Below are 24,152 nucleotides of genomic sequence, written 5' to 3' on the forward strand. Positions count from 1 at the left end.
GGCGAATGCAAGGCCGTGATGGTCCTGAGGCGATCCTGTAAGGCGACCCACGTTCGTTCGCCGATGCCCGATAGGCCGAACGCGGATGGAATCGCGAAGGCGCGCACTTGAGCTTTGCCGCGCCCGGGTTTACGGGCGTCGAACGGTCCAAAGGCCGCGTCCCGTGGACGCATCCATCGAACCCCTTCGGCGTTCGACAGCCCAGACCAGGCGAGAACACTCCATGAGCATGACAGACCTCGACGTTCAGGAAAGCGAACTCCGACTGATTCCGGGGCTGGACGTGGAAGTCGCCGATACGCTGCGGGCCTTGAAGGCGGCGGCGATGGATGAGCGGCCCCGGCTGGTGGACACCACAATGCTTTATGCGCCGCGCTCGGGCGGGGTGAAGCGCTATATCCTATCCAAGAAGGCGTGGATCGAGGCCAATCGGCCGGGGGTCAGTCACTCGCTGATCGTGCCCGGCGCCCGTCACAAGGCGAGGGCCGACGGCATCGTGCAACTGCGGGCGACCAAGCTGCCGTTCGGCGACGGCTATCGCTGGCCCAGTTCAGTCAAACGCTGGAGCGCCTGGGTCGCGGCCATGAAGCCGTCGATCATCGAGGCCGGTGACCCTTATACGCCGGGGCAGGGGGCTTTGGAGGCCGGGCAGCGGGTCGGATGCCCGGTTGTCGGCTTCTGCCACTCCGATCCGGCCGGGCTCGCCGCGTTGCATTTCGGCGAATGGGCCAAGAAGCCGGTGGAGAAGCGCTGGGCGAAGCTGTTTTCACAGTTTGATCGGGTGGTGTCGCCCAGCCGCTTTATCGCGCGGCGCCTGGAGGAGGCCGGTGTGAACAACATCGTCATTCGGCCTCTGGGCGTGGAGATCGACACCTTCCGTCCGGAACGTCGTGACCGGCAGTGGCTGCTGAAACAGCTGGGTTTGGGCGACGACGCGCGTCTGCTGTGCTTCGCCGGTCGTCCGGCCAAGGAAAAGAATGTCGATGTGCTGATCGAGGCGGTCCAGAAGCTGGGCGCGCCCTATCATCTGGTTCTGGTCGGCGCTGGGGCGGGGATGCCCGAGGAAGATCGCGTCATTTCCATGCCCTATGAAAGCGATCCCAAGGCGGTCGCCAAGATTATCGCCAGCTGCGACGCCTTCGTTCACGCCAATGATAAAGAACCGTTCGGGCTGATCGTGCTGGAGGCCATGGCCTGCGGTCGCCCCGTGGTCGGGGTCAATGCGGGCGGCGTCGCCGAAACCGTCGACGAAAGCGTGGGGCAGCTGGCCGCCAGCGCGGATGCCGACGATTACGCCCAGGCGGTCGAGGCCTTGTTCACGCGTGACATCGAAGCGATCGGCCGGGCGGCGCGCGAAAAGGCGGTCAGCCAGTTCGCCTGGAACCGCGTCTTCGAAGACCTCTGCGTGGTCTACGGCGAGCTGACGGGTGAAGCGGCGTTCATGAACCCGGATATTGCATTGCCGCTGCACTGAGCGGCCAAGGCCACGACGCGTTCGAATGGCGCGTTTCCGAAAACGGGAGCGCGCCACTTCTTTTATCGATGTCTTGAAAAGAAGTGGCGCGAGTGACGGGGCTCGAACCCGCGACCTCCGGCGTGACAGGCCGGCACTCTAACCAACTGAGCTACACCCGCGTATCAGGTCGAAACTTTTGAGCTGTTTCGAAAGCTTTTTGGGAAGGCGGTGTGCGCCACTCTTCTATTTCTAGAAAGAGTGGCGCGAGTGACGGGGCTCGAACCCGCGACCTCCGGCGTGACAGGCCGGCACTCTAACCAACTGAGCTACACCCGCGTTTCCCGGCCGAAGCGGCTGTGCGCCCCGGCGAGGGGCGTCGTTTAGGCGGGCTGACACATCGCGTCAAGCGACCTTTTCGGAGAAACGCGCCCCTCAACGCGAAGGGGCTGTGGACGGTGCGACCATCGCCGCCTGGGGCGGGCTGTGCGGGCCCGCTACGCCGCCGTCGGCAGGCTCATGGGCCGCCACAGCGGGAGGTGGCGGTTCATAATGGACGCCGACGTCCGGCCCCAACGGCAAGTCGAAGGCGACCCAGGCCGCGACCATGGCCAGACCGGCGACCAGGAAGGCCCCGGCGTAGGGCAGCATGGTCGCCATCAGGGAGCCAAGGCCGAATCGCGGATCCCATCGCTGGGCGAAGGTCAGGATCAGCGGGAAGTAGCTCATCAACGGCGTGGCGATGTTGGTGACGGAGTCTCCCATGCGATAGGCGGCGGTCGTCATCTCCGGCGAAATGCCCAGCAACATGAACATCGGCACCACGATGGGCGCCAGGGCCGACCACTTGGCCGAGGCCGAGCCGATGAACAGGTCAAAGAAGCACGAGACGAAGACCACGCAGATCAGAAGCAGAGGGGCGGGCAGGGCCAGGGTCTTCAGTCCGGCCGCCGCATTGACCGCCAGGATCGGCCCCAGGCCCGACCAGTTGAACATGGCCACGAAGTGGGCGGCGAAGAAGGCCAGCACGATATAGGGCGCCAACTGGGCGATGCCGTCGCGCATCATCGTGACCATGTCGCGGTGCGACTGGATCGTGCCGGCTCCCGCGCCATAGGCGCCGCCGGTGACGAAGAATGTGATGGCGAAGAAGGCGACCAGGGACTTGTAGAGTGGATTGAACTTCTGCTCCGGGTCCACCTCGGGATCGACGAACGGCGAGCCCGGTATGAAGGTCAGCAGGGCCCAGAGCGCGATCATGCCCAGAAGCGCCAGGCCGGCGAACTTCAGGCCGCGCTTTTCGGCGGCGGTCAGGGGCTGTTTTTCCGAAGCGTTCGGGGCGGCGACGCCCTCTGACGGCTTCCAGACGCCGAGACGCGGCTCGATCACCCGGTCGGTCAGGAACCAGACGATGGGGGTGAAGACGAAGACGACGCCGACGATGAAGAACCAGTTGCCGGCGATGTTCACGGAATAGGACGGATCGATCAGGCGGGCGGCCGGCTCGGTGATGCCCAGGATCAAGGCGTCGCTGGCGCCGGGAAACAGGTTGCCGGCGTATCCGCCCGACACGGCGGCGAAGCCTGCGGCCAGACCCGCCAGCGGATGGCGGCCCGCTGCGGCGAAGATGACCGCCGCCAGCGGGATGACCACGACATAGGAGGCGTCCGACGCGTGATGGGACACCATGCCGGTGATCACGACGACGGGCGTCAGTATGGAACGCGGGGCGTTCAGCAGGGCGCCGCGAATGGCGGTGGCGAACATCCCTGTGCGTTCGGCGACCGAAGCGCCATAGATGATGGTGATGACGATGCCGAGGGGCGGAAAGTCCGCCAGCGTGCGCGGCATGCCGATGATCAACTGTTCCAGATTCTCGGCCGACAACAGGCTCTTGGCGACCAGTTGATCGCCGGTGACCGGATTGACGGCCGACCAGCCCAGGCCGGCGCCGACCATGCTGAGCACGATCAGGCCGCCGATCAGCCACAGGAACAGGAAGACGGGATCTGGCAGTCGATTGCCGATGCGTTCGACAGCGTTCAGGGCGCGGCTGGCTAGGCTCATTCGGATGACTTTCGGTTACGCGATCGGCTCGCCAATAGGCCTTTGCAGCCCGGCGACGCGCAAGCGCCGGCCCTGCGACATATGGCGCGCAAAGTTGCGAGCCGTTCTCAATGAAAAGCCAATGTCCGCAGGGGTTTGAACGGCGACGTTGTTGGGTCTAAGAAGCGCCGAATCCCGCCTCTCCCCGGCGGACGAGGTTCTTCGAATGAACGCATTTCTTCTAGAATATCTGCCCGTGCTGGTGTTCGCCGGCGTCGCGGCCTTCATCGGCATTCTGTTCATCGCGCTGCCGCTGCTGCTGGCGCCGAAGAGCCCCGATAGCGAGAAGCTGTCGGCCTATGAGTGCGGCTTCAACGCCTTCGACGATGCGCGGATGAAGTTCGACATCCGCTTCTATCTGGTGTCGATCCTGTTCATCATCTTCGATCTGGAAGTGGCCTTCCTGTTCCCGTGGGCGGTGTCGATGTTCGATCTGTCGCACGCCGGCATGGTGTTCGCCTTCTGGTCGATGATGGTCTTCCTGGGCGTGCTGACCATCGGCTTCATCTACGAATGGAAGAAGGGAGCCCTGGAATGGGAGTAGTCGCCGCTTCCAAGCCCGCCGGCCTGTTGTCTGCATCCGGCGCGCCGCTGGTTCCGGCCGGCGCCGCCGCGCGCTCGACCGTCGAGGGCTATGATCCCAAGGTCCACGACAAGTTCTTCGAGGCCGTGAACATGGAGCTGGGCGAGCGCGGCTATCTGGTCGCCGCCGCCGACGACGTCATCAACTGGGCGCGCACCGGCTCGCTGATGTGGATGACCTTCGGCCTGGCCTGCTGTGCGGTCGAGATGATCCAGATGTCGATGCCGCGCTTCGACGTCGAACGCTTCGGCATGGCGCCGCGCGCCAGCCCGCGTCAGTCGGACCTGATGATCGTCGCTGGCACCCTGACCAACAAGATGGCTCCGGCCATCCGTAAGGTATACGATCAGATGCCCGACCCGCGCTACGTCGTGTCGATGGGCAGCTGCGCCAACGGCGGCGGCTACTACCACTATAGTTACAGCGTCGTGCGCGGTTGCGACCGCGTCGTGCCGGTGGACGTCTATGTGCCCGGCTGCCCGCCGACGGCGGAGGCGCTGCTTTACGGCCTGCTGCAACTGCAGAAGAAGATCCGTCGCACGGGGACCATCGACCGATGACCTCTCTGGCTGTTCAAGCGCAACACGAATCCGCTCTGACGCCGCTGGGCGCCGAGATGGTCGGCGCCCTGGGCGTCGAGGCCCAGGTGGCCTTCGGCGAGCTGACGCTGGTCGCCCCGCGCGAGCGGATCGTCGAGGTGCTGACGGCGCTGCGCGATCAGTTCGGTTTCCAGCAGCTGCTCGACCTGTGCGGCGTGGACTATCCGGATCGCAAGGAGCGGTTCGAGGTGGTCTATCACCTGCTGTCGATGACGCGGAACGCGCGATTGCGCGTCAAGGTCTCGACCGATGAGACCCAGCCGGTGCCGTCAGTCATCTCGGCCTATCCGGCCGCCAACTGGTTCGAGCGTGAAGCCTACGACATGTACGGCATGCTGTTCTCGGGCCACCCGGACATGCGTCGCCTGCTGACGGACTATGGCTTCGAAGGCCATCCGCTGCGCAAGGACTTCCCGATGACGGGCTATGTCGAGGTCCGCTACGACGAAGAACAGCGCCGCGTGGTCTATGAACCGGTCAAGTTGACCCAAGAGTTCCGCACGTTCGACTTCCTGTCGCCCTGGGAGGGCGCCGAATACCCCGCGCCGGTCCTGCCTGGCGACGAGAAGGCGGGAGGCCAGGCCTAATGGCTGACGGAAACCCCACCCTGCCGCCGCTGGGCGTCGATGTGTTCGAGGACGACCTCGACACCCGCACCGCCCATGCGCGCGAAATGGAAGACCGCAAGTTCACAATCAACTTCGGTCCGCAACACCCGGCCGCGCACGGCGTGCTGCGCCTGGTGCTGGAGCTGGACGGCGAGATCGTCGAGCGCGTTGATCCGCACATCGGCCTGCTGCACCGCGGCACCGAAAAGCTGATGGAGGCGCGCACCTACCTTCAGAACGTGCCGTATCTGGACCGGTTGGACTACGTCTCGCCGATGAACCAGGAGCACGCCTTCTGCCTGGCCATCGAGAAGCTGCTTGGCATCGAGGTTCCGTATCGGGCGCAGCTGATCCGCGTCCTGTATTCGGAAATCGGCCGCATCCTGTCGCACATGCTGAACGTGACGACCCAGGCCATGGACGTCGGCGCCCTGACGCCGCCGCTCTGGGGCTTTGAGGAACGCGAAAAGCTGATGGTGTTCTACGAGCGCGCCTGCGGCGCCCGTCTGCACGCCAACTACTTCCGTCCCGGCGGCGTCCACCAGGACCTGCCGATGGATCTGATCGACGACATCGGCCGCTGGTGCCACGAGTTCCCGCCGGCGCTGAAGGACATCGAAAGCCTGGTCACCGAGAATCGCATCTTCAAGCAACGCAACGTCGACATCGGCGTGGTGTCCAAGCAGCAGGCCCTGGAATGGGGCTTTACCGGCGTGATGCTGCGCGGCTCCAACATCGCCTGGGACCTGCGCAAGTCGCAGCCCTATGAGTGCTATGCCGAGCTCGACTTCGACGTGGTCGTCGGCAAGAACGGCGACTGCTGGGACCGCTATCTGGTGCGCATCGAGGAGATGAAGCAGTCGGTGCGGATCATGGAGCAGTGCATCCACAAGCTGCGCAACTGCCCCGGCGAGCCGGTGATGGTCGAGGACAACAAGATCGTCCCGCCGCGCCGTGGCGAGATGAAGCGCTCGATGGAATCGCTGATCCACCACTTCAAGCTCTATACCGAGGGCTTCAAGACGCCTGAGGGCGAAGTCTACGCCTCGGTCGAGGCGCCCAAGGGCGAGTTCGGCATATATCTGGTGTCGGACGGCACCAACAAACCCTATCGCGTGAAGATCTCGGCGCCGGGCTTCCGCTCGCTCCAGGCGATGGACTGGATGAACCGCGGCCACCAGCTGGCCGACGTGTCCGCCATCCTGGGCTCGCTCGACATCGTTTTCGGAGAAGTGGACCGATGAGCGTTCGTCGTCTCGCCAAGGAACAGCCCGCCTCGTTCGCTTTTACGGTCGACACGACGGCCAAGGCCGAGTGGTGGATCAAGAAATACCCGGAAAGCCGTCGCCAGTCGGCGGTGATCCCGATCCTGTGGCTGGTGCAGAAGCAGGAAGGTTGGGTGTCCGAACCCGCCATCCGCGCCATCGCCGAACTGCTGGACATGGCTTACATCCGGGTGCTGGAGGTCGCGACCTTCTACACCATGTTCATGCTGGAGCCGGTCGGCAAGACGGCGCTGATCCAGGTGTGCGGCACCACGCCGTGCATGCTGCGCGGCGCCAATGAGCTGATGCGCGTCTGCAAGGAGAAGATTGGTCCCAAGGATCATCTGTCCGCCGACGGTCGCTTCACCTGGCAGGAAGTCGAGTGCCTGGGCGCCTGCTCCAACGCGCCGATGGCCCAGATCAACGACTACTATTTCGAGGATCTGACGCCCGAGACGATCGGCCAGATCATCGACGACTTCGCCGCCGGCAAGACGCCCGAGCCGGGCTCCTACATCGGTCGCACCAATGCGGCGCCGGAAGGCGGGCCAAAGACCCTGCTCGACGCGACGCTGTATGACGGCTCGGCCGCCAAGCCGATCAATAAGCTGCCGAACAGCGACCCCGCGCCGGTCGAGAAGGCGCCGGCCTGATGTCGCCGCCGGATCTGAACACCGAGGAGGGCCGCGCAGCCTACCGCAAGGAACTGCGCAACGTCGGTCGTCCGCTGCGCGCGGGCGGCCTGGCCATGGTCGTCGGCGCGGCCGTTCTGATCCTGATCTCGCGTCAGGGCGCAGTCGGACCGTGGGCGGTCAATCTCTCCTACTTCATGCTGGCGGCGGGCTGGGTGATGGTCATCGCGGCCATCTGGATGCGCACGCGCCACCACAAGCGCCGTCTGGCGGAAGGACTCTGAGGGCCATGGTCGGCATTCTCGAAGACAAGGATCGCATCTTCACCAACCTGTACGGCTTCCACGACTGGACGCTGGACGGGGCGAAGAACCGCGGCGCCTGGAACGCCACCAAGGACATGCTGGACCTTGGCCGCGACTGGATCATCAACAACGTCAAGGCCTCGGGTCTGCGTGGCCGCGGCGGCGCGGGCTTCTCGACCGGCCTGAAGTGGTCGTTCATGCCCAAGGAAGTGAAGGATCGTCCTCACTACCTGGTCATCAACGCCGACGAATCCGAGCCCGCGACCTGCAAGGACCGCGAGATCATGCGCCATGATCCGCACCTGCTGATCGAAGGCGCGCTGATCGCCAGCTTCGCGATGCAGGCCCACGCCTGCTACATCTATCTGCGCGGCGAATACGTGCTGGAACGCGAGCGGATGGAAGCCGCCGTCAAGCAGGCCTATGACGCCAAGCTGATCGGTGACGGCAACGTCCACGGCTGGGACTTCCACGTCTATATCCACCACGGCGCGGGCGCATACATCTGCGGTGAAGAGACGGCCCTGCTGGAATCGCTGGAAGGCAAGAAGGGTCAACCGCGTCTTAAGCCGCCGTTCCCGGCCGGTGCGGGCCTGTATGGCTGCCCGACCACGGTGAACAACGTCGAGTCGATCGCCGTCGTCGGAACGATCCTGCGTCGCGGCGCCGACTGGTTCGCCAGTTTCGGCCGTCCGAACAACACCGGCACCAAGCTGATGTCGCTGTCTGGCCACGTGAACACGCCCTGCGTGGTCGAGGAGGCCATGTCGATCCCGCTGCGTCAGCTGATCGAGGATCACGGCGGCGGCGTGCGTGGCGGCTGGAGCAATCTGAAGGCCATCATCCCCGGCGGCGCGTCCTGCCCGGTCATCACGCGCGAACAGGCCGAGACGGTCCTGATGGACTTCGATTCCATGCGCGAGGTTCGCTCTTCGCTGGGCACCGCCGGCGTGACGGTGATGGACGAGTCGACCGATATCGTGAAGGCGATCGCCCGCATCAGCTACTTCTTCAAGCATGAGAGCTGCGGCCAGTGCACGCCGTGCCGCGAAGGCACCGGCTGGATGTGGCGCGTGCTGGAGCGGATGGCCGTGGGCGAGGCCGATCCGTCGGAAATCGACCTGCTGCTGGACGTCGCCGGCCAGGTCGAGGGCCACACCATCTGCGCCCTGGGCGACGCGGCCGCCTGGCCGGTTCAGGGGTTGATCCGTCACTTCCGTCACGAGATCGAAGAGCGGATCGCCAACTATCGCAGCCGCCGCGCGAACTTCGCCGGCCACGCGATCGCGGCGGAGTAGAAATGCGCCTCGCCGTCGCCCTGTTGCTGACGCTTCCGATCCTCGCCGCTTGCGGCGAGGGGGAAAAGGCTGCGCCTGAAGCGTCGACCGCGCCCGCGACGGCGGCTCCTGCTGAAGTCGCGCCTGTCGCGACGGCGGCGGCTCCGGCGAACCTCGAAGCGGCCTGCCGCGACGTGGTGAACCGCATGTATGGCCAGGAAGGCGACGCCGTCGTCTTCACCGCCACCGGCGAACGCACGGCCCAGGTGTCGTGGCGCGCGCCGGTCGATGGCGGCAGGCTGGAATTCGAATGCCGGGCGGAAGCCGACGGTGCGGGCCTGTTCCGCGACGGTCAGCGGATGTCCGTGGATGTACAAATGGCGGCTCCCGCCGCCAAGCAAGAGGCCCGCTGATGCCTATCGCCAAGGTCAACGGCGTCGAAACCGAGTTCGAGCCCGGCATGACCGTGCTCCAGGTCGCCGAACGCGCCGGACAAGAAATTCCGCGCTTCTGCTATCACGAGCGCCTGTCCATCGCCGGCAACTGCCGCATGTGCCTGGTCGAGGTGAAGCCTGGACCGCCGAAGCCGCAGGCCTCGTGCGCGCTTCCGGCCGCCGACGGTCAGGAAATCTTCACCGACACGCCGATGGTCAAGAAGGCTCGCGAAGGGGTGATGGAGTTCCTGCTCATCAACCACCCGCTGGATTGTCCGATCTGCGACCAGGGCGGCGAATGCGACCTGCAGGACCAGTCGGTCGGCTACGGCCGCGACGGCTCGCGCTATTCGGAGAACAAACGCGCGGTCGAAGAGAAGGCGATGGGGCCGACCATCAAGACCTTCATGACGCGCTGCATTCAGTGCACGCGTTGCGTCCGCTTCATCACCGAAGTCGCCGGCGTGCCGGACATCGGCATGATCTCGCGCGGCGAGGACGCCGAAATCACGACCTATCTGGAGAAGTCGGTCGCCTCGGAACTGTCGGGCAACGTCAATGACCTGTGCCCGGTCGGCGCCCTGACGCACCGTCCGTGGCAGTACCACTATCGTCCGTGGGAACTGAAGAAGACCGAGACCATCGACGTCATGGACGCCCTGGGTTCGAACATCCGCGCCGACTATCGCGGGTCCGAGGTCATGCGCGTGCTGCCGCGCGTCAATGAGGGCATCAACGAGGAGTGGCTGTCGGACAAGAGCCGCTACGTCGTCGACGGCCTGACCGCGCGTCGTCTGGACCGTCCGTGGATCCGCGAGAACGGCAAGCTGCGCGCCGCGTCGTGGAACGAGGCGCTGGACGCCGTCGCCGCCAAGCTGAAGGCCGCGCCGGCTGACCGCGTCGGCGTCATCGCCGGCGACCTGCAGGACGCCGAGTCGATGAAGGCGACGCTGGACCTGTTCCGCGCACTGGGGTCGAACAACACCGACTGCCGCCAGGACGGCGCCGCCGTGGGCTACGGCCCGCGCGAGGGATGGCTGTTCAACTCCGGCCTGGAAGGCATTGAAAAGGCTGACGCCGTTCTGATCGTCGGCGCCAATCCGCGTACCGAGGCGCCGCTGCTGAACGCCCGCCTGCGCAAGGCCTGGCTGAAGGGCGACATGGAGATCGGTCTGATCGGCGAACAGGCCGACCTGACCTTCGACTATGCCTATCTGGGCGCAGGCACGCAGACCCTGGCCAAGTTGCCGAAGTCAGCGCTGGACTTCCTGACCAAGGCCGAGCGCCCGGCGATCATCGTCGGCTCCGGCGCGCTGGGCGGGGAGGGCGGTCCGGCCGTGCTGAACGCACTCGGCGCCCTGGCCAAGAACGTCGGCGTCGTCGCTGACGGCTGGAACGGCTTCAACGTCCTGCACCACGCCGCGTCGCGCGTCGCCGGTCTGGACATGGGCTTCGTGCCAGCTGAGGGCGGCCTGACCGTCGCCGAAATGCTGAAGCCGGATGCGCTGGACGTGCTGTTCCTGCTGGGCGCCGACGAGGTCGATCCGACCGGTTCGAACGCCTTCCGCGTCTATCTGGGCAGCCACGGCGACCGCGGCGCGCACGGCGCGGACGTGATCCTGCCGGGCGCGGCCTATACCGAGAAGGCCGGCCTGTACGTCAACACCGAGGGCCGGGTGCAGATGGCCGAACGCGTTGTCTTCCCCAAGGGCGAGGCCAAGGAAGACTGGGCCATCATCCGCGCCCTGTCGGCGCGCGTCGATCAGACGCTGCCCTACGACACGCTGGAGCAACTGCGCGCCAAGCTGATGGGCGATCACCCGACCTTTGGCCGGATCGACTATCTGCCCGCGCCGGCGGCGTTCGACGTGGCGGCCCTGGGCGCCAAGGGCGATCTGGGCGACCGCGCCTTCGTCTCGGCCGTGACCGACCCGTATCTTTCCAATCCGATAGCGCGCGCCAGCGCGACGATGGCCGAGCTGTCCGCCCTGCGGACCCAGCCGGTCGCAATGGCGGCGGAGTAAGCCATGGACCCCGTTTCCTTCTGGGCCACCCCTCTGGGCTGGACGCTGATCACGGTCGGCCAGGTCCTGCTGATCACGGTCGGCGTGCTGATCGCCGTCGCCTTCCTGCTGCTGGCCGACCGCAAGGTCTGGGCCGGGGTGCAGATGCGCAAGGGTCCGAACGTCGTCGGTCCCTTCGGCCTGCTTCAATCCTTCGCGGACATGATCAAGTTCGTGCTGAAGGAGGTCGTGATCCCGGCCGGCGCGGACAAGGCGGTCTTCATCATCGCCCCGATCATCACCGTCATCCTGGCCTTCATGGCCTGGGCGGTCATTCCGTTCGCGCCCGGCTGGGTGGTGTCGGACCTGAACGTCGGCATCCTGTACATCTTCGCCGTGTCGTCGCTGGGCGTTTACGGCATCATCATGGGCGGTTGGGCTTCGAACTCGAAGTATCCGTTCCTGGGCTCGCTGCGTTCGGCGGCGCAGATGGTGTCCTATGAAGTCTCGCTGGGCCTGATCATCATCAATGTGATCCTGCTGGCCGGCACCATGAACCTGTCGGCCATCGTCGACAGCCAGAAGGGCATGTTCTGGAACTGGTATGGCTTCGGCGGCGGCGCCGACACCTGGCCGCTGGTGGTGATCCTGTTCCCGATGTCGATCATCTTCTTCATCTCGGCCCTGGCCGAGACCAACCGCCCGCCGTTCGACCTGCCCGAGGCCGAGTCCGAACTGGTCGCCGGTTATCAGGTCGAATACAGCTCGACGCCGTATCTGCTGTTCATGATGGGCGAATACGTCAACATCGTCTTCATGTCGGCGATGATCAGCCTGCTGTTCTTCGGCGGCTGGAACCCCGGCGTGCCGCAGGCCTGGATGGACAGTCTGCCGGCCTGGATCGCCTATACGATCTACCTGCTGACCTTCATGGCCAAGACGGTCTTCTGGTTCATCATGATCTCGATGGTGAAGGCCTTCGTGCCGCGCTATCGCTATGACCAGCTGATGCGCCTGGGCTGGAAGATCTTCCTGCCGACGTCGTTGGTCGCGGTTGTGATCGTATCGGCCTGGCGCGTCTTCGTGGTGGGGTCGTGATGAACAAGCGTCATCTCGTGCCAGGCTTGGTCGCCCTGTCCACACTGGGCGCCTGTGCGCCCGGCAAGATCTGGCCGGCTGAACGTCAGCCCTCGGCGGATGAACGCGCTATCGAGCGTCGCCATGACGACGAACGCCTTCGCCTGTGCCGGATGATGAGCCCGGACGATCCCCACTTTGAGTCGAACGACTGCAAGAACCGCATACGGGTGGCGCGATGACCCGTCTTTTCCTGTCGACGCTTGCCGCGACGCCAGCCCTTTTGGCCTGTGCGCCCGATACGCGCATGCCGGAATCCAGCTATCAATGGGAACGTCGTCAGGAGCGCATCGAGCGCGACTGGCGCGGCAGACAGCCGACCGCCTCCCAAACTCCGACGACGCCCGCCCCCAAGGATAAGCCCTGATGTTCACCCGTATCGTCCAGGCGACCAAGGGCGCGATGATGCTGGACGTCATCGGCGCCATCGGTCTGTCGCTGAAGTATATGGCCCGTCCCAAGATGACGGTGAACTATCCGTTCGAGCGCAATCCGCAGTCGCCGCGCTTCCGTGGCGAGCACGCGCTGCGTCGCTATGCGAACGGCGAGGAACGCTGCATCGCCTGCAAGCTCTGCGAAGCCATCTGCCCCGCCCAGGCCATCACCATCGAGGCCGAGCCGCGCGCGGACGGCAGCCGCCGCACGACCCGCTACGACATCGACATGGTCAAATGCATCTACTGCGGCCTGTGCCAGGAGGCCTGCCCGGTGGACGCCATCGTGGAAGGGCCAAATTCGGAGTTCGCCGTCGAGACGCGCGAAGAGTTGCTCTACGACAAGCAACGCCTGCTCGATAACGGCGACCGCTGGGAACGGCAGATCGCCAAGAATCTGGAACTCGACGCGCCTTACCGCTAAGGCGCATCTCGCTAAACGGGTCGGCGATTCCTGAACGGGGTCGCGGCCGATACGAAAGGGGCTTCGTCCCGACATGCTGCAAGGCATAGCCTTCTATCTGCTGGCGGCGGTCGCCACGGTTTCTGGCCTTCTGGTCGTGACCGCGCGCAACCCGGTGCACAGCGTGCTGTGGTTGATCCTGGCCTTCTTCTCGTCAGCGGGTCTGTTCGTCCTGCTGGGCGCCGAGTTCCTGGCGATGCTGCTGGTCGTCGTCTATGTGGGCGCGGTCGCGGTGCTGTTCCTGTTCGTCGTCATGATGCTGGACGTGGACTTCCTGAAGCTGCGCGAAGGCTACGCGCGCTATCTGCCGCTGGGCGCCATCATCGCCGCCGTGCTGTTGGTCGAGATGATCATCGTCTCGGTCGCCGTGGTTCAGGGCGGCGCCGCCGCGGGCCTGCCGGCGCCGGGCGCGCCGGACGCCAGCGTGACGAATGTCGAGGCCATCGGCCGCGTTCTCTACACAGACTATGTTTACTTCTTCCAGGCGGCTGGGATCGTGCTGCTGATCGCGATGATCGGCGCCATTACCCTGACCCTGCGCCACAAGCCGCACATCAAACGCCAGAACCCCGGCGACCAAGTGAACCGCGATCGTCGCAAGTCGGTCGAGATCAAGTCCGCCGCCACGGGCGAAGGCGTCAGCGCCGAGGAGCTTCTCTGATGATCGGTCTGACCCACTATCTGACGGTCGCTGCGATCCTGTTCACCATCGGGGTGTTCGGCATCTTCGTGAACCGCAAGAACGTCATCATCATCCTGATGTCGATCGAGCTGATCCTGCTGGCTGTGAACATCAACTTCGTCGCCTTCTCGGCCTATCTGAACGAGATCAGCGGGCAGATCATGGCGATGTTCGTCCTGACCGTCGCCGCGGCCGAGGCCGCCGTCGGCCTGGCGATCCTGGTGACCTTCTTCCGTAACCGCGGCGACATCGCCGTGGACGACGCCTCCGTGATGAAGGGCTGAGCGTGACCTTCCATACCCTCGTCATTCTCGGGATCTTCGCCCCGCTGCTGGGCGCGGCCATCGCCGGCTTCTTCGGACGCCGGATCGGCAATATCCCGTCGCAGGCCGTCACGACCGGCCTGCTGTTCTTCTCGTGCGCCGTGGCCTGGACGGTGTTCGGCCAATGGACCTGGGGCCATATGGAGCCCTTCACCATCCGTCTGGCGCCCTTCATCAATGTCGGCGACTTCCAGTCGGCCTGGTCGATCCGCATCGACGCCCTGTCGGCCACCATGCTGATCGTGGTCACCAGCGTGTCGTCGCTGGTTCACCTGTATTCTTGGGGCTACATGGCCGAGGACGACAGCCGGCCGCGCTTCTTCGCCTATCTGTCGTTGTTTACCTTCATGATGCTGGCGCTGGTGACAGCGGCCGACTTCATGCAGATCTTCTTCGGCTGGGAAGGCGTGGGCCTGGCGTCCTATCTGCTGATCGGCTTCTGGTTCAAGAAGCCGACGGCCAGCGCCGCCGCGATCAAGGCCTTCGTCGTCAACCGCGTCGGCGACTTCGGTTTCGTGCTGGGGATCATGACGATCTTCTGGATGTACGGCACCATCAACTTCGCCGAACTGTTCCCGCTGATCGCCACCAAGGCCGGCACGACATGGGAGTTCTTGGGCGTTCAGTGGTCCGCGCTGGACCTGGCCGGGTTCCTGCTGTTCATCGGCGCCATGGGCAAATCGGCCCAGTTCTTCCTGCACACCTGGTTGCCGGACGCGATGGAAGGCCCGACGCCTGTGTCGGCCCTGATCCACGCCGCGACCATGGTCACGGCTGGCGTCTATATGGTCTGCCTGCTGAGCCCGATCTATGAATATGCGCCGGGCGCGTCGCAGATCATCGCCATCATCGGCGCGATCACGGCCCTGTTCGCCGCCACGGTCGGCCTGACCCAGAACGACATCAAGCGGGTCATCGCCTATTCGACCTGTTCGCAGCTGGGCTACATGTTCTTCGCGGCGGGCGTCGGCGCCTATCAGGCCGCCATGTTTCACCTGTTCACGCACGCCTTCTTCAAGGCCCTGCTGTTCCTGGGCGCGGGTTCGGTGATCCACGGCATGCACCACGAGCAGGACATGCGGAAGATGGGCGGCCTGTGGAAGCTGCTGCCCGTCACCTATGCGGTAATGACCATCGGCACCATCGCCATCACCGGCCTTGGCATCCCCGGCGTCGGCGGCTTCGCCGGATTCTACTCCAAGGATTCGATCATCGAGAGCGCCTATGCTTCGGCAGCCTCGGGTCACTCGGCCATCGGTCTGTTCGCCTTCTTCGTTGGCATCATCGCCGCCGGTCTGACGGCCTACTATTCGTGGCGCCTGGTCTTCATGACCTTCCACAACAAGCCGGTGTGGAAGGAAGAGGGCGACGCCCATCATGCTGACGATCACGCCTCTCACGCCCAGCTGGAAACCCATTCCGAGCCGGTGGGCGATCATCACGACGATCATTCGCATGACGACCACGGTCATCATGGCCCGCTGAAGCCGCATGAGAGCCCGCTGGTCATGCTGATCCCGCTGATCCTGCTGTCGGTCGGCGCCGTCGCCGCCGGCTTCGTCTTCGCGCCGCACTTCATCGGCCACCACGAGGGCGGGTTCTGGCGCGGCGCGATCTTCACCGGCACGAACAACCACGTCCTGCACGAAAGCCACGACGTTCCGACCTGGGTGAAATGGTCGCCGCTGATCCTGACGCTGATCGGCACCGCCGTCGCCTATTGGATCTACGTCGCTCGCGAGGGCATGGGCCGTCGCATGGCCGAGCGGAACGGCGTCATCTACCGCTTCCTCTACAACAAGTGGTATTTCGACGAGCTGTACGACTTCGTCTTCGTGCGCGGCTTCCGCGCCATCGGGAACTTCTTCTGGAAGATCTGCGACGTGAAGATCATCGACGGTCTGGGCCCGAACGGCGCCGCCTGGGTGTCGCTGAAATCCGCCGCTCGACTGGGCAAGATCCAGTCCGGCTATGTCTATCACTACGCCTTCGTGATGCTGCTCGGGGTGGCTGGTCTGCTCACCTTCGCCATCCTCGCGTGGGGAGCCTGATCTCGTGCCCTACATCCTGAGCCTCGTTACATTCCTGCCCCTGGTCGGGGCCATGGCGATCTTCGCCGCCCGGCTGACGTCAAAGTCGGCCGATGCGACCGCGCCGGCCGCCCGTTGGATCGCGTTGATCACCACCCTGGTCACCCTGGCGGTGTCGGTTGTGCTGGTCGCCGGCTTCGATTCTGCCAACACCAGCTATCAGTTCGTGGAGCTGGTCCCGTGGTTCGCGGGCGCCAGCTATCATTTGGGCGTCGACGGGATCTCGATCCTGTTTGTGCTCCTGACGGCCTTCCTGATGCCGATCTGCATCCTGGCCAGCTGGAAGTCGGTCGAGACGCGCGTCGTCGAATATATGATCGCCTTCCTGGTGCTGGAGACGCTGGTTATCGGGGTGTTCACCTCGCTGGACCTGTTCCTCTTCTACATCTTCTTCGAAGGCACCCTGGTCCCGATGTTCCTGATCATCGGCATCTGGGGCGGTCAGAACCGTATCTATGCGGCCTACAAGTTCTTCCTCTACACCCTGCTGGGGTCCGTCCTGATGCTGCTGGCCATGCTGTGGATGGCGCATGAGGCGGGCACCACCAGCATTCCCGAGCTGAAGCGTTTCGCCTTCGATCCGGCCGTCCAGCCGATCCTTTGGCTGGCCTTCTTCGCCTCGTTCGCGGTCAAGATGCCGATGTGGCCGGTCCACACCTGGCTGCCCGACGCCCACGTTCAGGCGCCGACGGCCGGTTCGGTCATCCTGGCGGGTATTCTGCTGAAGCTGGGCGGCTACGGCTTCATCCTGTTCAACGTGCCGATGTTCCCGATGGCGTCGGAGATGTTCAGGCCGCTGGTCTTCACCTTGTCGGTGATCGCCATCGTCTATACGTCGCTGGTCGCCTGGCGTCAGACGGACATCAAGAAGCTGATCGCCTATTCGTCCGTGGCCCACATGGGCTTTGTGACCCTGGGCATCTTCGCCGGCAACGACATCGGCATGCAGGGCGCCATCTTCCAGATGATCAGCCACGGCCTGATCTCGGGCGCGCTGTTCCTGTGCGTCGGCGTCGTCTACGACCGGATGCACACTCGCGAGATCGCCTTCTACGGCGGCCTGACCTCCAAGATGCCGTGGTACGCCGCCATCTTCCTGATGTTCACCATGGCCAACGTCGGTCTGCCGGGCACCTCGGGCTTCATCGGCGAAGTTCTGACCATGACCGGGGCCTACAACGCCTCGACCTGGGCGGCGCTGGTCGCGGCCTCGGGCGTCATCTTCTCGGCGGTCTATGCCCTGACCCTGTACCGCGCGGTCATGTTCGGCGAGATCACCAATCCGAAGCTTGAGACCATCACCGACATCGACAAGCGCGAACTGCTGCTGTTCGTGCCCCTGATCGTCGGCACCATCTGGCTGGGGGTCCATCCGGCCTCCGTCCTCGATTACACCGGGCCTGCCGTCGAGGCCCTGACCAGCGCGTATCGCGCCGCGATCGGCGGGTGAGACTTACAGATGCCTGATCTATCCTCCGCCCTGCATCTCGCCGCCTCGGAAGTCACCCTCGCGGTCGGCGCCCTGGTCCTGCTGATGGTCGGCGCCTTCATGGGCGACAAAAGCGCCCGTCTGGTCTCGATCCTGTCGGTCCTGCTGCTGATCGCCGCATCGGTCATCTCGATCGTCGGGCCGTGGGGCGTCGCCTTCAACGGCGCCTATGTCGCCGATCCTCTGGCCATCTACGCCAAGAGCCTGATCTATCTGTCGGCCGCCGTGGCGGTCGTGCTGGGCGACGGCTGGATGAAGCGCACGCGCATCGCCAAGTTCGAATATCCGGTCCTGATCGTGCTGGCCTCGGCCGGCATGGGGATGATGGCGTCCTCGGGCGACCTGATCTCCATGTACGTCGGGATCGAGCTGCACTCGCTGGCCCTGTATGTTCTGGCCGCCTTCCACCGCAACGACGTCAAGGCGTCGGAAGCTGGTCTGAAGTATTTTGTCCTGGGCGCACTGTCGTCGGGCCTGCTGCTGTATGGCGCCAGCCTGATCTACGGCTTCGCCGGCTCGATGCGGTTCGAAGACATCGCCGCCGTCGCCGCCGACAATCCCGGCCCGGGCCTGGTCTTCGGCCTGGTCTTCCTGATCTGCGGCCTGGCGTTCAAGGTTTCGGCCGCGCCGTTCCACATGTGGACGCCAGACGTCTATGAAGGCGCGCCGACGCCGGTCGTGGCCCTGTTCGCCACGGCGCCCAAGGTCGCGGCCATGGTGCTGATCGCCCGCGCGCTGGAAAATGGTTTCGGCGACGCCCACGCGCAGTGGTCGCAGGTCCTGATCGCCATCTCGCTGATCAGCTTCATCGTCGGCGCCTTTGGCGGTCTGGCTCAAAAGGACATCCAGCGCCTGCTGGCCTATTCCTCGATCGCCAACATCGGTTACGCCCTGCTGGGCATTGCGGCGGGCACGGCCGAGGGCCTGCAGGCCATGCTGATGTTCATGACGCTGTATGTCATCGACCAGTTGGGCTTCTTCGCCATCCTGCTCAGCCTGTCCAAGTCGGGCCGTCCGATCCGCCGCATCGCCGATCTGGCCGGATTGAAGAAGGATCGTCCGCTGACCGCAGTGGCCCTGACCATCCTTTCGCTGTCGGTCCTGGGCATGCCGCCGTTCTCGGGGTTCTGGGGCAAATACTATGTGTTTGGCGCCGCCGCCGATGCAGGGCTGTGGCCCGTCGCGGCCGCCGGTCTGGTCGCCTCGGTAGTCGCCGCCTTCTATTATCTGCGCATCATCAAGCTGATGTGGTTCGATGCGCCGGTGGATGACATCGCCACCGACGCCGCGCCGGTCGAGGCGAAGTGGATCGGGTGGGCCTGCGCCGCCTTCGCCTTCCCCTTGGTGATTGTCGGTCTGACCTGGCTGGAGCCGCTGACCAAGGCTGCGAGCGCCGGCTTCGGGAACGGGTAGGGCGTTGGCGCCCGTCCCACTGGTCATCCTCGACGAGATCGACTCGACCAACGCCGAGGCGCGCCGCCTCGCCGAGGCCGGAGAGGCGGGCCCGCGCTGGATCGTGGCACGCCGCCAGACCGCTGGCCGCGGTCGGCGGGGTCGCAAGTGGGACACCGATCAGGGCAATCTGGCCGCCACCCTTCTGATCACCACGCCCAAGTCGGCGGCCGAGGCGGCCCAGGCCACCTTCATCGCGGCCCTGGCCGTCGCAGACCTGCTGGACGTCTTCGTCTCGCCCGCGCTCGTTTCGATAAAATGGCCCAACGACGTCCTCCTGGACGGGGTCAAGGTGTCGGGCATCCTGGTCGAATCCGGCCGACATGCGAACGGCGACCTCTGGCTTGCGGTCGGCATCGGCGTGAACCTGGCCCATGCGCCGGAGGGCACCGAACGGGGGGCGACCTCGGTTGCCGAACGACTGCGCGCCGACCTGGCCTATGTCCCGCCGATCGAGGCCGCCGCCGAAATCCTGGCCGAGACCTTCGCCGTCTGGTGGGGGCGTTGGCAGACGATGGGCTTCGAGCCCGTGCTAGACGCCTGGACCAGCCGCCTGACGGGCCTCAACGGACCGTGCGTAGCGCGGCTAGATAACGAGACCATCGAGGGCCTGGCCGAGGGCGTGGAGCCAGATGGCGCTCTGCGCCTGCGTCTGCCCGACGGATCGGTACGTTTGATTTCCGCCGGCGATGTCTTCTTTGGGAAAGCCGCCTGATGCTTCTCGCCATCGAGCAGGGCAACACCAATACGCTGTTCGCGGTCCACGACGGCACGGATTGGATCGCCCAGTGGCGCGCCGCGACCGAGGCCAGTCGCACGGCCGACGAATACGCCGTCTGGCTGAACCAGCTGATGGTGATGAAGGGGCTGAAGTTCGATGCGCTCGGCGGCTGCATCATCTCCAGCGTCGTGCCCCAATCGATCTTCAACCTGCGCAATCTGGCGCGGCGCTATCTGAACATCGAACCGCTGGTCATCGGCGAGAACGCCGAATTGGGCATCGAGGTTCGGATCGCCAAGCCTAGCGAGGCGGGCGCCGATCGTCTGGTGAATGCTGTGGGCGCCTCGCTGATGTATCCCGGCGACCTTCTGCTGATCGACAGCGGCACGGCGACGACCTTTGACATCGTATCGGGCGACGGCGCCTTCGAGGGCGGTCTGATCGCGCCCGGCATCAATCTGTCGCTTCAGGCGCTGCATGAAGCAGCCGCCAAGTTGCCGCGCATCGCCATCCAGAAACCCGAGAACGTCATCGGCAAGGGCACGGTCGAGGCCATGCAGTCCGGCGTCTTCTGGGGCTATATCTCGTTGATCGAAGGCCTGGTCGGGCGCATCAAGGCGGAGTGGGGCAAGCCCATGACCGTCGTCGGCACCGGCGGGGTCGCCAGCCTGTTCGAAGGCGCGACCGACAGCATCGATCACTTCGATCCCGACCTGACTATTCGCGGCCTCCTCGAAATCTGGCGTCGTAACGCCCATTTGACTGATTGAATGAAAAAGCAAACCCAAGACGAACTCGTTTTCCTGCCGCTGGGCGGCTCGGACGAGGTCGGTATGAACCTGAACGCCTATGGCTTTGGCCCAGAGGCGAACCGTGAATGGCTGATCGTCGATGTCGGCGTCACCTTCGGCGACCTGTCCACGCCCGGCGTGGACGTGATCGTGCCCGATCCCACCTTCCTGGAGGGTGAAAACATCAAGGGCATCGTGCTGACCCACGCGCACGAAGATCACATTGGGGCCCTGGGCTGGCTGTGGCCGCGCATCAAGGCGCCGATCTACGCCACGCCCTTCACCGCCTATCTGATCCGCGACAAGCTGCGCGAGCGCGGCATTCTGGATGAGGTCGAACTGATCGAGGTGCCGCTGGGCGGGACCGTCGATATCGGCACATTCGGCGTGACCTTCGTCAACATGACCCACTCGATCGCCGAGCCCAGCGGCCTGGCCATCGATACGCCGCTGGGCATGGTGTTCCACACCGGGGACTGGAAGATCGACGACCAGCCGGTGATCGGGACCAAGACCGACGCCCCCGTCATTCGCGCCCTGGGCGACGAAGGCGTGCTGGCCATGGTCTGCGATTCGACCAATGTCTTCGTGCCGGGCGTCGCCGGGTCCGAAGGCGATGTCGCCGTCGCCATCTCCAAGCTGATCGCCAGCCTGAAGGGGCGTGTCGCGGTCGGCTGCTTCGCCTCCAACGTCGCCCGTATGGACAGCGTGATCCGTGCGGCCGAGGCCTGCGGGCGTCGCGTGGCCCTGGCCGGCCGGTCGATGCACCGGATCACGGCGGCGGCGAAACACGTCGGCATGCTGAAGGACGTGAAGCCCTTCCTGTCGGACGAGGAGGCCCGCGTCTGGCCCGCCGATCAGATCCTGTATCTGTGCACCGGCAGTCAGGGTGAGGCGAGGGCGGCCCTGTCGCGCGTCGCTGACGGCACCCATCCGGTCGTGAAATTGGGTCTGGGCGACCACTGCATCTTCTCGTCGCGCCAGATCCCCGGCAATGAACTGGCGATCGGCAATCTGCAGGACCGCCTCGCGGATCGCGGCGTGCGCCTCTACACCGAGAAAGATCACCCCGGCATCCACGTCTCGGGCCACCCCTGCCGTGACGAACTGAAGCAGATGTACGAATGGGCCCGGCCGCAGATTGCGGTGCCGACCCACGGCGTGCGTCGCTTCCTCTTGGAACACGCCAACCTGGCCAAGGACATGGGCGTTCCCGAAACGGTGACGCCGCGCAACGGCGACATGGTCCGCCTGGCCCCTGGCCCGGCCAAGATCATCGACGAGGTGCCCAACGGTCGCCTGTACGTCGACGGCGGCATGCTGGTGACCGAGCAGGGCGAGGCCCTGAAGGAGCGTCGTCACGCCTCGACCAACGGCGTGCTGATCGTCAGCTTCGCCCTGGACAAGCGCGGTCGCATCGCCAGCGACATCGACATCCGCAGCGTCGGCCTGCCCGGCGACACCGCCACGCCGCTCGGCGATGCGCTGGACAAGCTGGCCGAGCGCGTCGAACAGGTGGTCAAGGGCCTGAAGGGCGATGCGCTGGACGACGAAATGGTCATCGAACAGGCCGTCGCCCGCGTGCTGAAAAAGGCCAGCCAGCAGATATGGGATCGTCGTCCCATCGTCGAGACGGTCGTCCTGCGCGTCTGATGCAACCTTGACCGTTCGGGCGCATTTGTCGTGCGCCTGAACGGTCGGGGAAACCCATGTCGAAAAAGCCTGCCCGTGCGCGCCGCCTGCTGGAGCGGATTCGGCACGCCCGTCATCCGCTGCGCGGTTGGCGGCGGTGGGCGGTGATTGCGGGGCAGGGGCTGGTAGGCTTCGTCGCCCTGTTCGCCGTCGTCAATCTGTTGCTCAGCCTGTCGACCTTCCGGGGCGAAGACCCCCTGGCGCGGACGGTTCACGAACTGCGCGTGCTGTGGTTCAGTCCGCCCGACGGCCAGCCGATGTCGCCGACCGCCTTTCCGACCGTCTATGGTCGCGACTTGGGTCCGGCGCCCGACACTATCGCCATCCATGCCTTTCTGGAGCGCGAGGCGGAGGACGGCGTCTTTCTGCTCGACCACGTCATGGTCGATCGCATCCTGAAGCTGAACGGTCGGATCGATGCGCGCAGCGTGCCGTCGGGCGTCTATGTCGGCGCCCATGCCCTGGGACCGGACGGGATGCCGCTGGTGCCGGTGACCAAGTTCATGGCGCAATATCTGCTGTTTCCGCGCCATGCCTACATTCTGGTCGTGCCTGAGAGCGGGCCGGCCATCGCCTTCTCCGCCAGTCAGAACGCCAAGTTCGGCATCGACATTCATCCCGAACGACTGTCGGCCGAGATCGCGTCGTTCGATCCGAACGCCTATGACTTTCCCAGTTCGGGCGAGGCGCTGCACGAGATGACCCGCATCACCAATGACCGGGCGCGCGTCGCGACGGCCGTCGAAACGCTGAAGGGCGCCCAGGCTCGCCTGGCTCACGAAGGCCTGACCTACGGCCTTCTGGCGCCGAACTCGAACACGGCGGTCGGTTGCGTGCTGCAAGGTGCCGGGGCGATCACGCAGCAGGCGCGCTCTTCGATCCTTCTTGCGCTACGGGCGCCGGGGTTTGGCGCATCGTGCGAATAGCGGTCGCGCCGACGACCTCAACTCGGATATATCCATGCCGATGACCGAGCGACTCTTCCTGCTGAACCCCGACTGGCACGACGATCAGGGCGGTCCGTGGTTCTGCCCGCCCGGCGCCTATATCGAGGGTGTCCTGGCCTTCTATCCTCAGCTTCGCGATGCGCTGGACGTCGTCTATCTGGACCATCCGCGCCCGCGCCAGCCGGTCATCGACCAGGTCGGCGAGGCCCATCAGAGCTGCCCCATTCTGATCCTGGACGGCGAACTGGATTGGCCCGAGGCCGAGGTCAGCGAAACGACCGGCCGGCGCTTCCTTCAGGATCACGCCATCGCTCCCTATCTGGCGGCCCGCTACGGCGTCGGCCGGCCCCATCCCTAGAGGTCCGTCATGCCTATCGGCGTCTTCACCATGGTCGGCATCTACATCATCGCCTGGTGGACGGTGCTGTTCGCCGTGCTGCCGCTGGGCACGGCGAGCGAGACGCACGAGCCGCCGACCGACGGCTCACAATGGGGCGCGCCCAAGACGCCCAATCTGAAGAAGAAGTTCCTGACGACCACCTGGGTCTCGGCCCTGGTCTGGGCGTTCGTGATGGTGCTGATCTTCACGGGCTGGCTGCCCCTGCCGAACTTCGCCAGCGGCCCGGCTGTCTAAACGACGCATCGGCCTAGCTTTCGCCCCGTCCG

The 24,152-nt window shown here is 65.1% G+C and carries 26 protein-coding genes and 2 tRNA genes; 25 read left to right on the plus strand and 3 right to left on the minus strand.

Features of this window, described 5'->3' with window-relative positions:
• Window positions 1-223 precede the first annotated feature (223 nt).
• Window positions 224-1,474 carry a glycosyltransferase gene (locus JX001_RS09570; RefSeq protein ID WP_205680887.1) on the plus strand — a complete coding sequence of 417 codons (1,251 nt, stop codon included), beginning with the start codon at window positions 224-226 and terminating at the stop codon, window positions 1,472-1,474.
• Between the two features lie 84 nt (window positions 1,475-1,558).
• Here the strand turns inward: JX001_RS09570 and JX001_RS09575 are convergent.
• The 3 genes from JX001_RS09575 to JX001_RS09585 form a co-directional block, all read right to left on the minus strand.
• Window positions 1,559-1,635, minus strand: a tRNA-Asp gene (locus JX001_RS09575).
• A gap of 80 nt (window positions 1,636-1,715) precedes the next feature.
• Window positions 1,716-1,792: transfer RNA gene (locus JX001_RS09580), tRNA-Asp, on the minus strand.
• 96 nt (window positions 1,793-1,888) lie between these two features.
• Entirely contained in the window at window positions 1,889-3,520 is a 1,632-nt protein-coding gene (locus tag JX001_RS09585) for an AbgT family transporter (RefSeq protein WP_205680888.1), read from the minus strand.
• Between the two features lie 205 nt (window positions 3,521-3,725).
• Between JX001_RS09585 and JX001_RS09590 the strand changes: the two genes are divergently transcribed.
• The 24 genes from JX001_RS09590 (at window position 3,726) to JX001_RS09705 (ending at window position 24,120) form a co-directional block, all read left to right on the plus strand.
• A complete protein-coding gene (locus JX001_RS09590) occupies window positions 3,726-4,103 on the plus strand; it encodes an NADH-quinone oxidoreductase subunit A (protein WP_205680889.1) in 378 nt (125 codons plus the stop codon).
• Window positions 4,073-4,702 carry a NuoB/complex I 20 kDa subunit family protein gene (locus JX001_RS09595; RefSeq protein ID WP_205680890.1) on the plus strand — a complete coding sequence of 210 codons (630 nt, stop codon included), beginning with the start codon at window positions 4,073-4,075 and terminating at the stop codon, window positions 4,700-4,702. Before JX001_RS09590 ends, JX001_RS09595 begins: the two co-directional genes overlap by 31 nt.
• Window positions 4,699-5,328 carry an NADH-quinone oxidoreductase subunit C gene (locus tag JX001_RS09600; RefSeq protein WP_205680891.1) on the plus strand — a complete coding sequence of 210 codons (630 nt, stop codon included), beginning with the start codon at window positions 4,699-4,701 and terminating at the stop codon, window positions 5,326-5,328. The genes JX001_RS09595 and JX001_RS09600 overlap by 4 nt, the downstream gene beginning before the upstream one ends.
• 86 nt (window positions 5,329-5,414) lie before the next feature.
• Complete coding sequence (locus JX001_RS09605) at window positions 5,415-6,593, plus strand: NADH-quinone oxidoreductase subunit D (protein WP_088582886.1); 1,179 nt, start codon at window positions 5,415-5,417, stop codon at window positions 6,591-6,593.
• Window positions 6,590-7,267, plus strand: coding sequence for an NADH-quinone oxidoreductase subunit NuoE (gene nuoE, locus JX001_RS09610; RefSeq protein WP_205680892.1), 678 nt, complete (start codon window positions 6,590-6,592; stop codon window positions 7,265-7,267). Before JX001_RS09605 ends, nuoE begins: the two co-directional genes overlap by 4 nt.
• Window positions 7,267-7,530, plus strand: coding sequence for a hypothetical protein (locus tag JX001_RS09615; RefSeq protein ID WP_017503994.1), 264 nt, complete (start codon window positions 7,267-7,269; stop codon window positions 7,528-7,530). Before nuoE ends, JX001_RS09615 begins: the two co-directional genes overlap by 1 nt.
• 5 nt (window positions 7,531-7,535) lie before the next feature.
• Window positions 7,536-8,849, plus strand: coding sequence for an NADH-quinone oxidoreductase subunit NuoF (gene nuoF, locus JX001_RS09620; protein ID WP_091747082.1), 1,314 nt, complete (start codon window positions 7,536-7,538; stop codon window positions 8,847-8,849).
• Between the two features lie 2 nt (window positions 8,850-8,851).
• Entirely contained in the window at window positions 8,852-9,241 is a 390-nt protein-coding gene (locus tag JX001_RS09625) for a hypothetical protein (protein ID WP_205680893.1), read from the plus strand.
• Window positions 9,241-11,286, plus strand: coding sequence for an NADH-quinone oxidoreductase subunit NuoG (nuoG, locus tag JX001_RS09630; RefSeq protein ID WP_205680894.1), 2,046 nt, complete (start codon window positions 9,241-9,243; stop codon window positions 11,284-11,286). The genes JX001_RS09625 and nuoG overlap by 1 nt, the downstream gene beginning before the upstream one ends.
• A gap of 3 nt (window positions 11,287-11,289) precedes the next feature.
• Window positions 11,290-12,363: an NADH-quinone oxidoreductase subunit NuoH gene (nuoH, locus tag JX001_RS09635; RefSeq protein ID WP_184278363.1), complete on the plus strand. Its 1,074-nt coding sequence runs from the start codon at window positions 11,290-11,292 to the stop codon at window positions 12,361-12,363.
• Window positions 12,363-12,584, plus strand: a complete 222-nt coding sequence (locus JX001_RS09640; protein ID WP_112862098.1) for a hypothetical protein — start codon at window positions 12,363-12,365, stop codon at window positions 12,582-12,584. Before nuoH ends, JX001_RS09640 begins: the two co-directional genes overlap by 1 nt.
• On the plus strand, window positions 12,581-12,769 hold the full coding sequence (locus tag JX001_RS09645) for a hypothetical protein (protein WP_038293444.1): 189 nt from the start codon (window positions 12,581-12,583) through the stop codon (window positions 12,767-12,769). The genes JX001_RS09640 and JX001_RS09645 overlap by 4 nt, the downstream gene beginning before the upstream one ends.
• On the plus strand, window positions 12,769-13,260 hold the full coding sequence (gene nuoI / locus JX001_RS09650; RefSeq protein WP_017503987.1) for an NADH-quinone oxidoreductase subunit NuoI: 492 nt from the start codon (window positions 12,769-12,771) through the stop codon (window positions 13,258-13,260). The genes JX001_RS09645 and nuoI overlap by 1 nt, the downstream gene beginning before the upstream one ends.
• Window positions 13,261-13,333: 73 nt before the next feature.
• Complete coding sequence (locus tag JX001_RS09655; protein WP_017503986.1) at window positions 13,334-13,960, plus strand: NADH-quinone oxidoreductase subunit J; 627 nt, start codon at window positions 13,334-13,336, stop codon at window positions 13,958-13,960.
• Window positions 13,960-14,265, plus strand: a complete 306-nt coding sequence (gene nuoK / locus JX001_RS09660; protein ID WP_039247409.1) for an NADH-quinone oxidoreductase subunit NuoK — start codon at window positions 13,960-13,962, stop codon at window positions 14,263-14,265. Before JX001_RS09655 ends, nuoK begins: the two co-directional genes overlap by 1 nt.
• Before the next feature lie 2 nt (window positions 14,266-14,267).
• Window positions 14,268-16,355, plus strand: coding sequence for an NADH-quinone oxidoreductase subunit L (gene nuoL / locus JX001_RS09665; RefSeq protein WP_205680895.1), 2,088 nt, complete (start codon window positions 14,268-14,270; stop codon window positions 16,353-16,355).
• A 4-nt stretch (window positions 16,356-16,359) separates the two neighbouring features.
• Window positions 16,360-17,844 carry an NADH-quinone oxidoreductase subunit M gene (locus tag JX001_RS09670; protein WP_205680896.1) on the plus strand — a complete coding sequence of 495 codons (1,485 nt, stop codon included), beginning with the start codon at window positions 16,360-16,362 and terminating at the stop codon, window positions 17,842-17,844.
• Between the two features lie 9 nt (window positions 17,845-17,853).
• A complete protein-coding gene (gene nuoN / locus JX001_RS09675; protein WP_205680897.1) occupies window positions 17,854-19,296 on the plus strand; it encodes an NADH-quinone oxidoreductase subunit NuoN in 1,443 nt (480 codons plus the stop codon).
• Window positions 19,297-19,300: 4 nt separating this feature from the next.
• Window positions 19,301-20,050: a biotin--[acetyl-CoA-carboxylase] ligase gene (locus tag JX001_RS09680; protein WP_205680898.1), complete on the plus strand. Its 750-nt coding sequence runs from the start codon at window positions 19,301-19,303 to the stop codon at window positions 20,048-20,050.
• Window positions 20,047-20,826: a type III pantothenate kinase gene (locus tag JX001_RS09685; RefSeq protein ID WP_205683145.1), complete on the plus strand. Its 780-nt coding sequence runs from the start codon at window positions 20,047-20,049 to the stop codon at window positions 20,824-20,826. The genes JX001_RS09680 and JX001_RS09685 overlap by 4 nt, the downstream gene beginning before the upstream one ends.
• On the plus strand, window positions 20,827-22,500 hold the full coding sequence (locus JX001_RS09690) for a ribonuclease J (protein WP_055753498.1): 1,674 nt from the start codon (window positions 20,827-20,829) through the stop codon (window positions 22,498-22,500).
• Between the two features lie 56 nt (window positions 22,501-22,556).
• Window positions 22,557-23,465: a hypothetical protein gene (locus JX001_RS09695; RefSeq protein ID WP_205680899.1), complete on the plus strand. Its 909-nt coding sequence runs from the start codon at window positions 22,557-22,559 to the stop codon at window positions 23,463-23,465.
• Between the two features lie 34 nt (window positions 23,466-23,499).
• Window positions 23,500-23,844: a DUF3088 family protein gene (locus JX001_RS09700; RefSeq protein WP_228763565.1), complete on the plus strand. Its 345-nt coding sequence runs from the start codon at window positions 23,500-23,502 to the stop codon at window positions 23,842-23,844.
• Window positions 23,845-23,853: 9 nt separating this feature from the next.
• The gene (locus JX001_RS09705; RefSeq protein WP_017503976.1) at window positions 23,854-24,120 is read left to right on the plus strand and encodes a DUF1467 family protein; all 267 of its coding nucleotides are present in this window, start codon (window positions 23,854-23,856) and stop codon (window positions 24,118-24,120) included.
• The last annotated feature ends 32 nt before the right edge of the window (window positions 24,121-24,152 follow it).

This window comes from Brevundimonas fontaquae, from assembly GCF_017086445.1.
GTDB classification, from domain to species: domain Bacteria; phylum Pseudomonadota; class Alphaproteobacteria; order Caulobacterales; family Caulobacteraceae; genus Brevundimonas; species Brevundimonas fontaquae.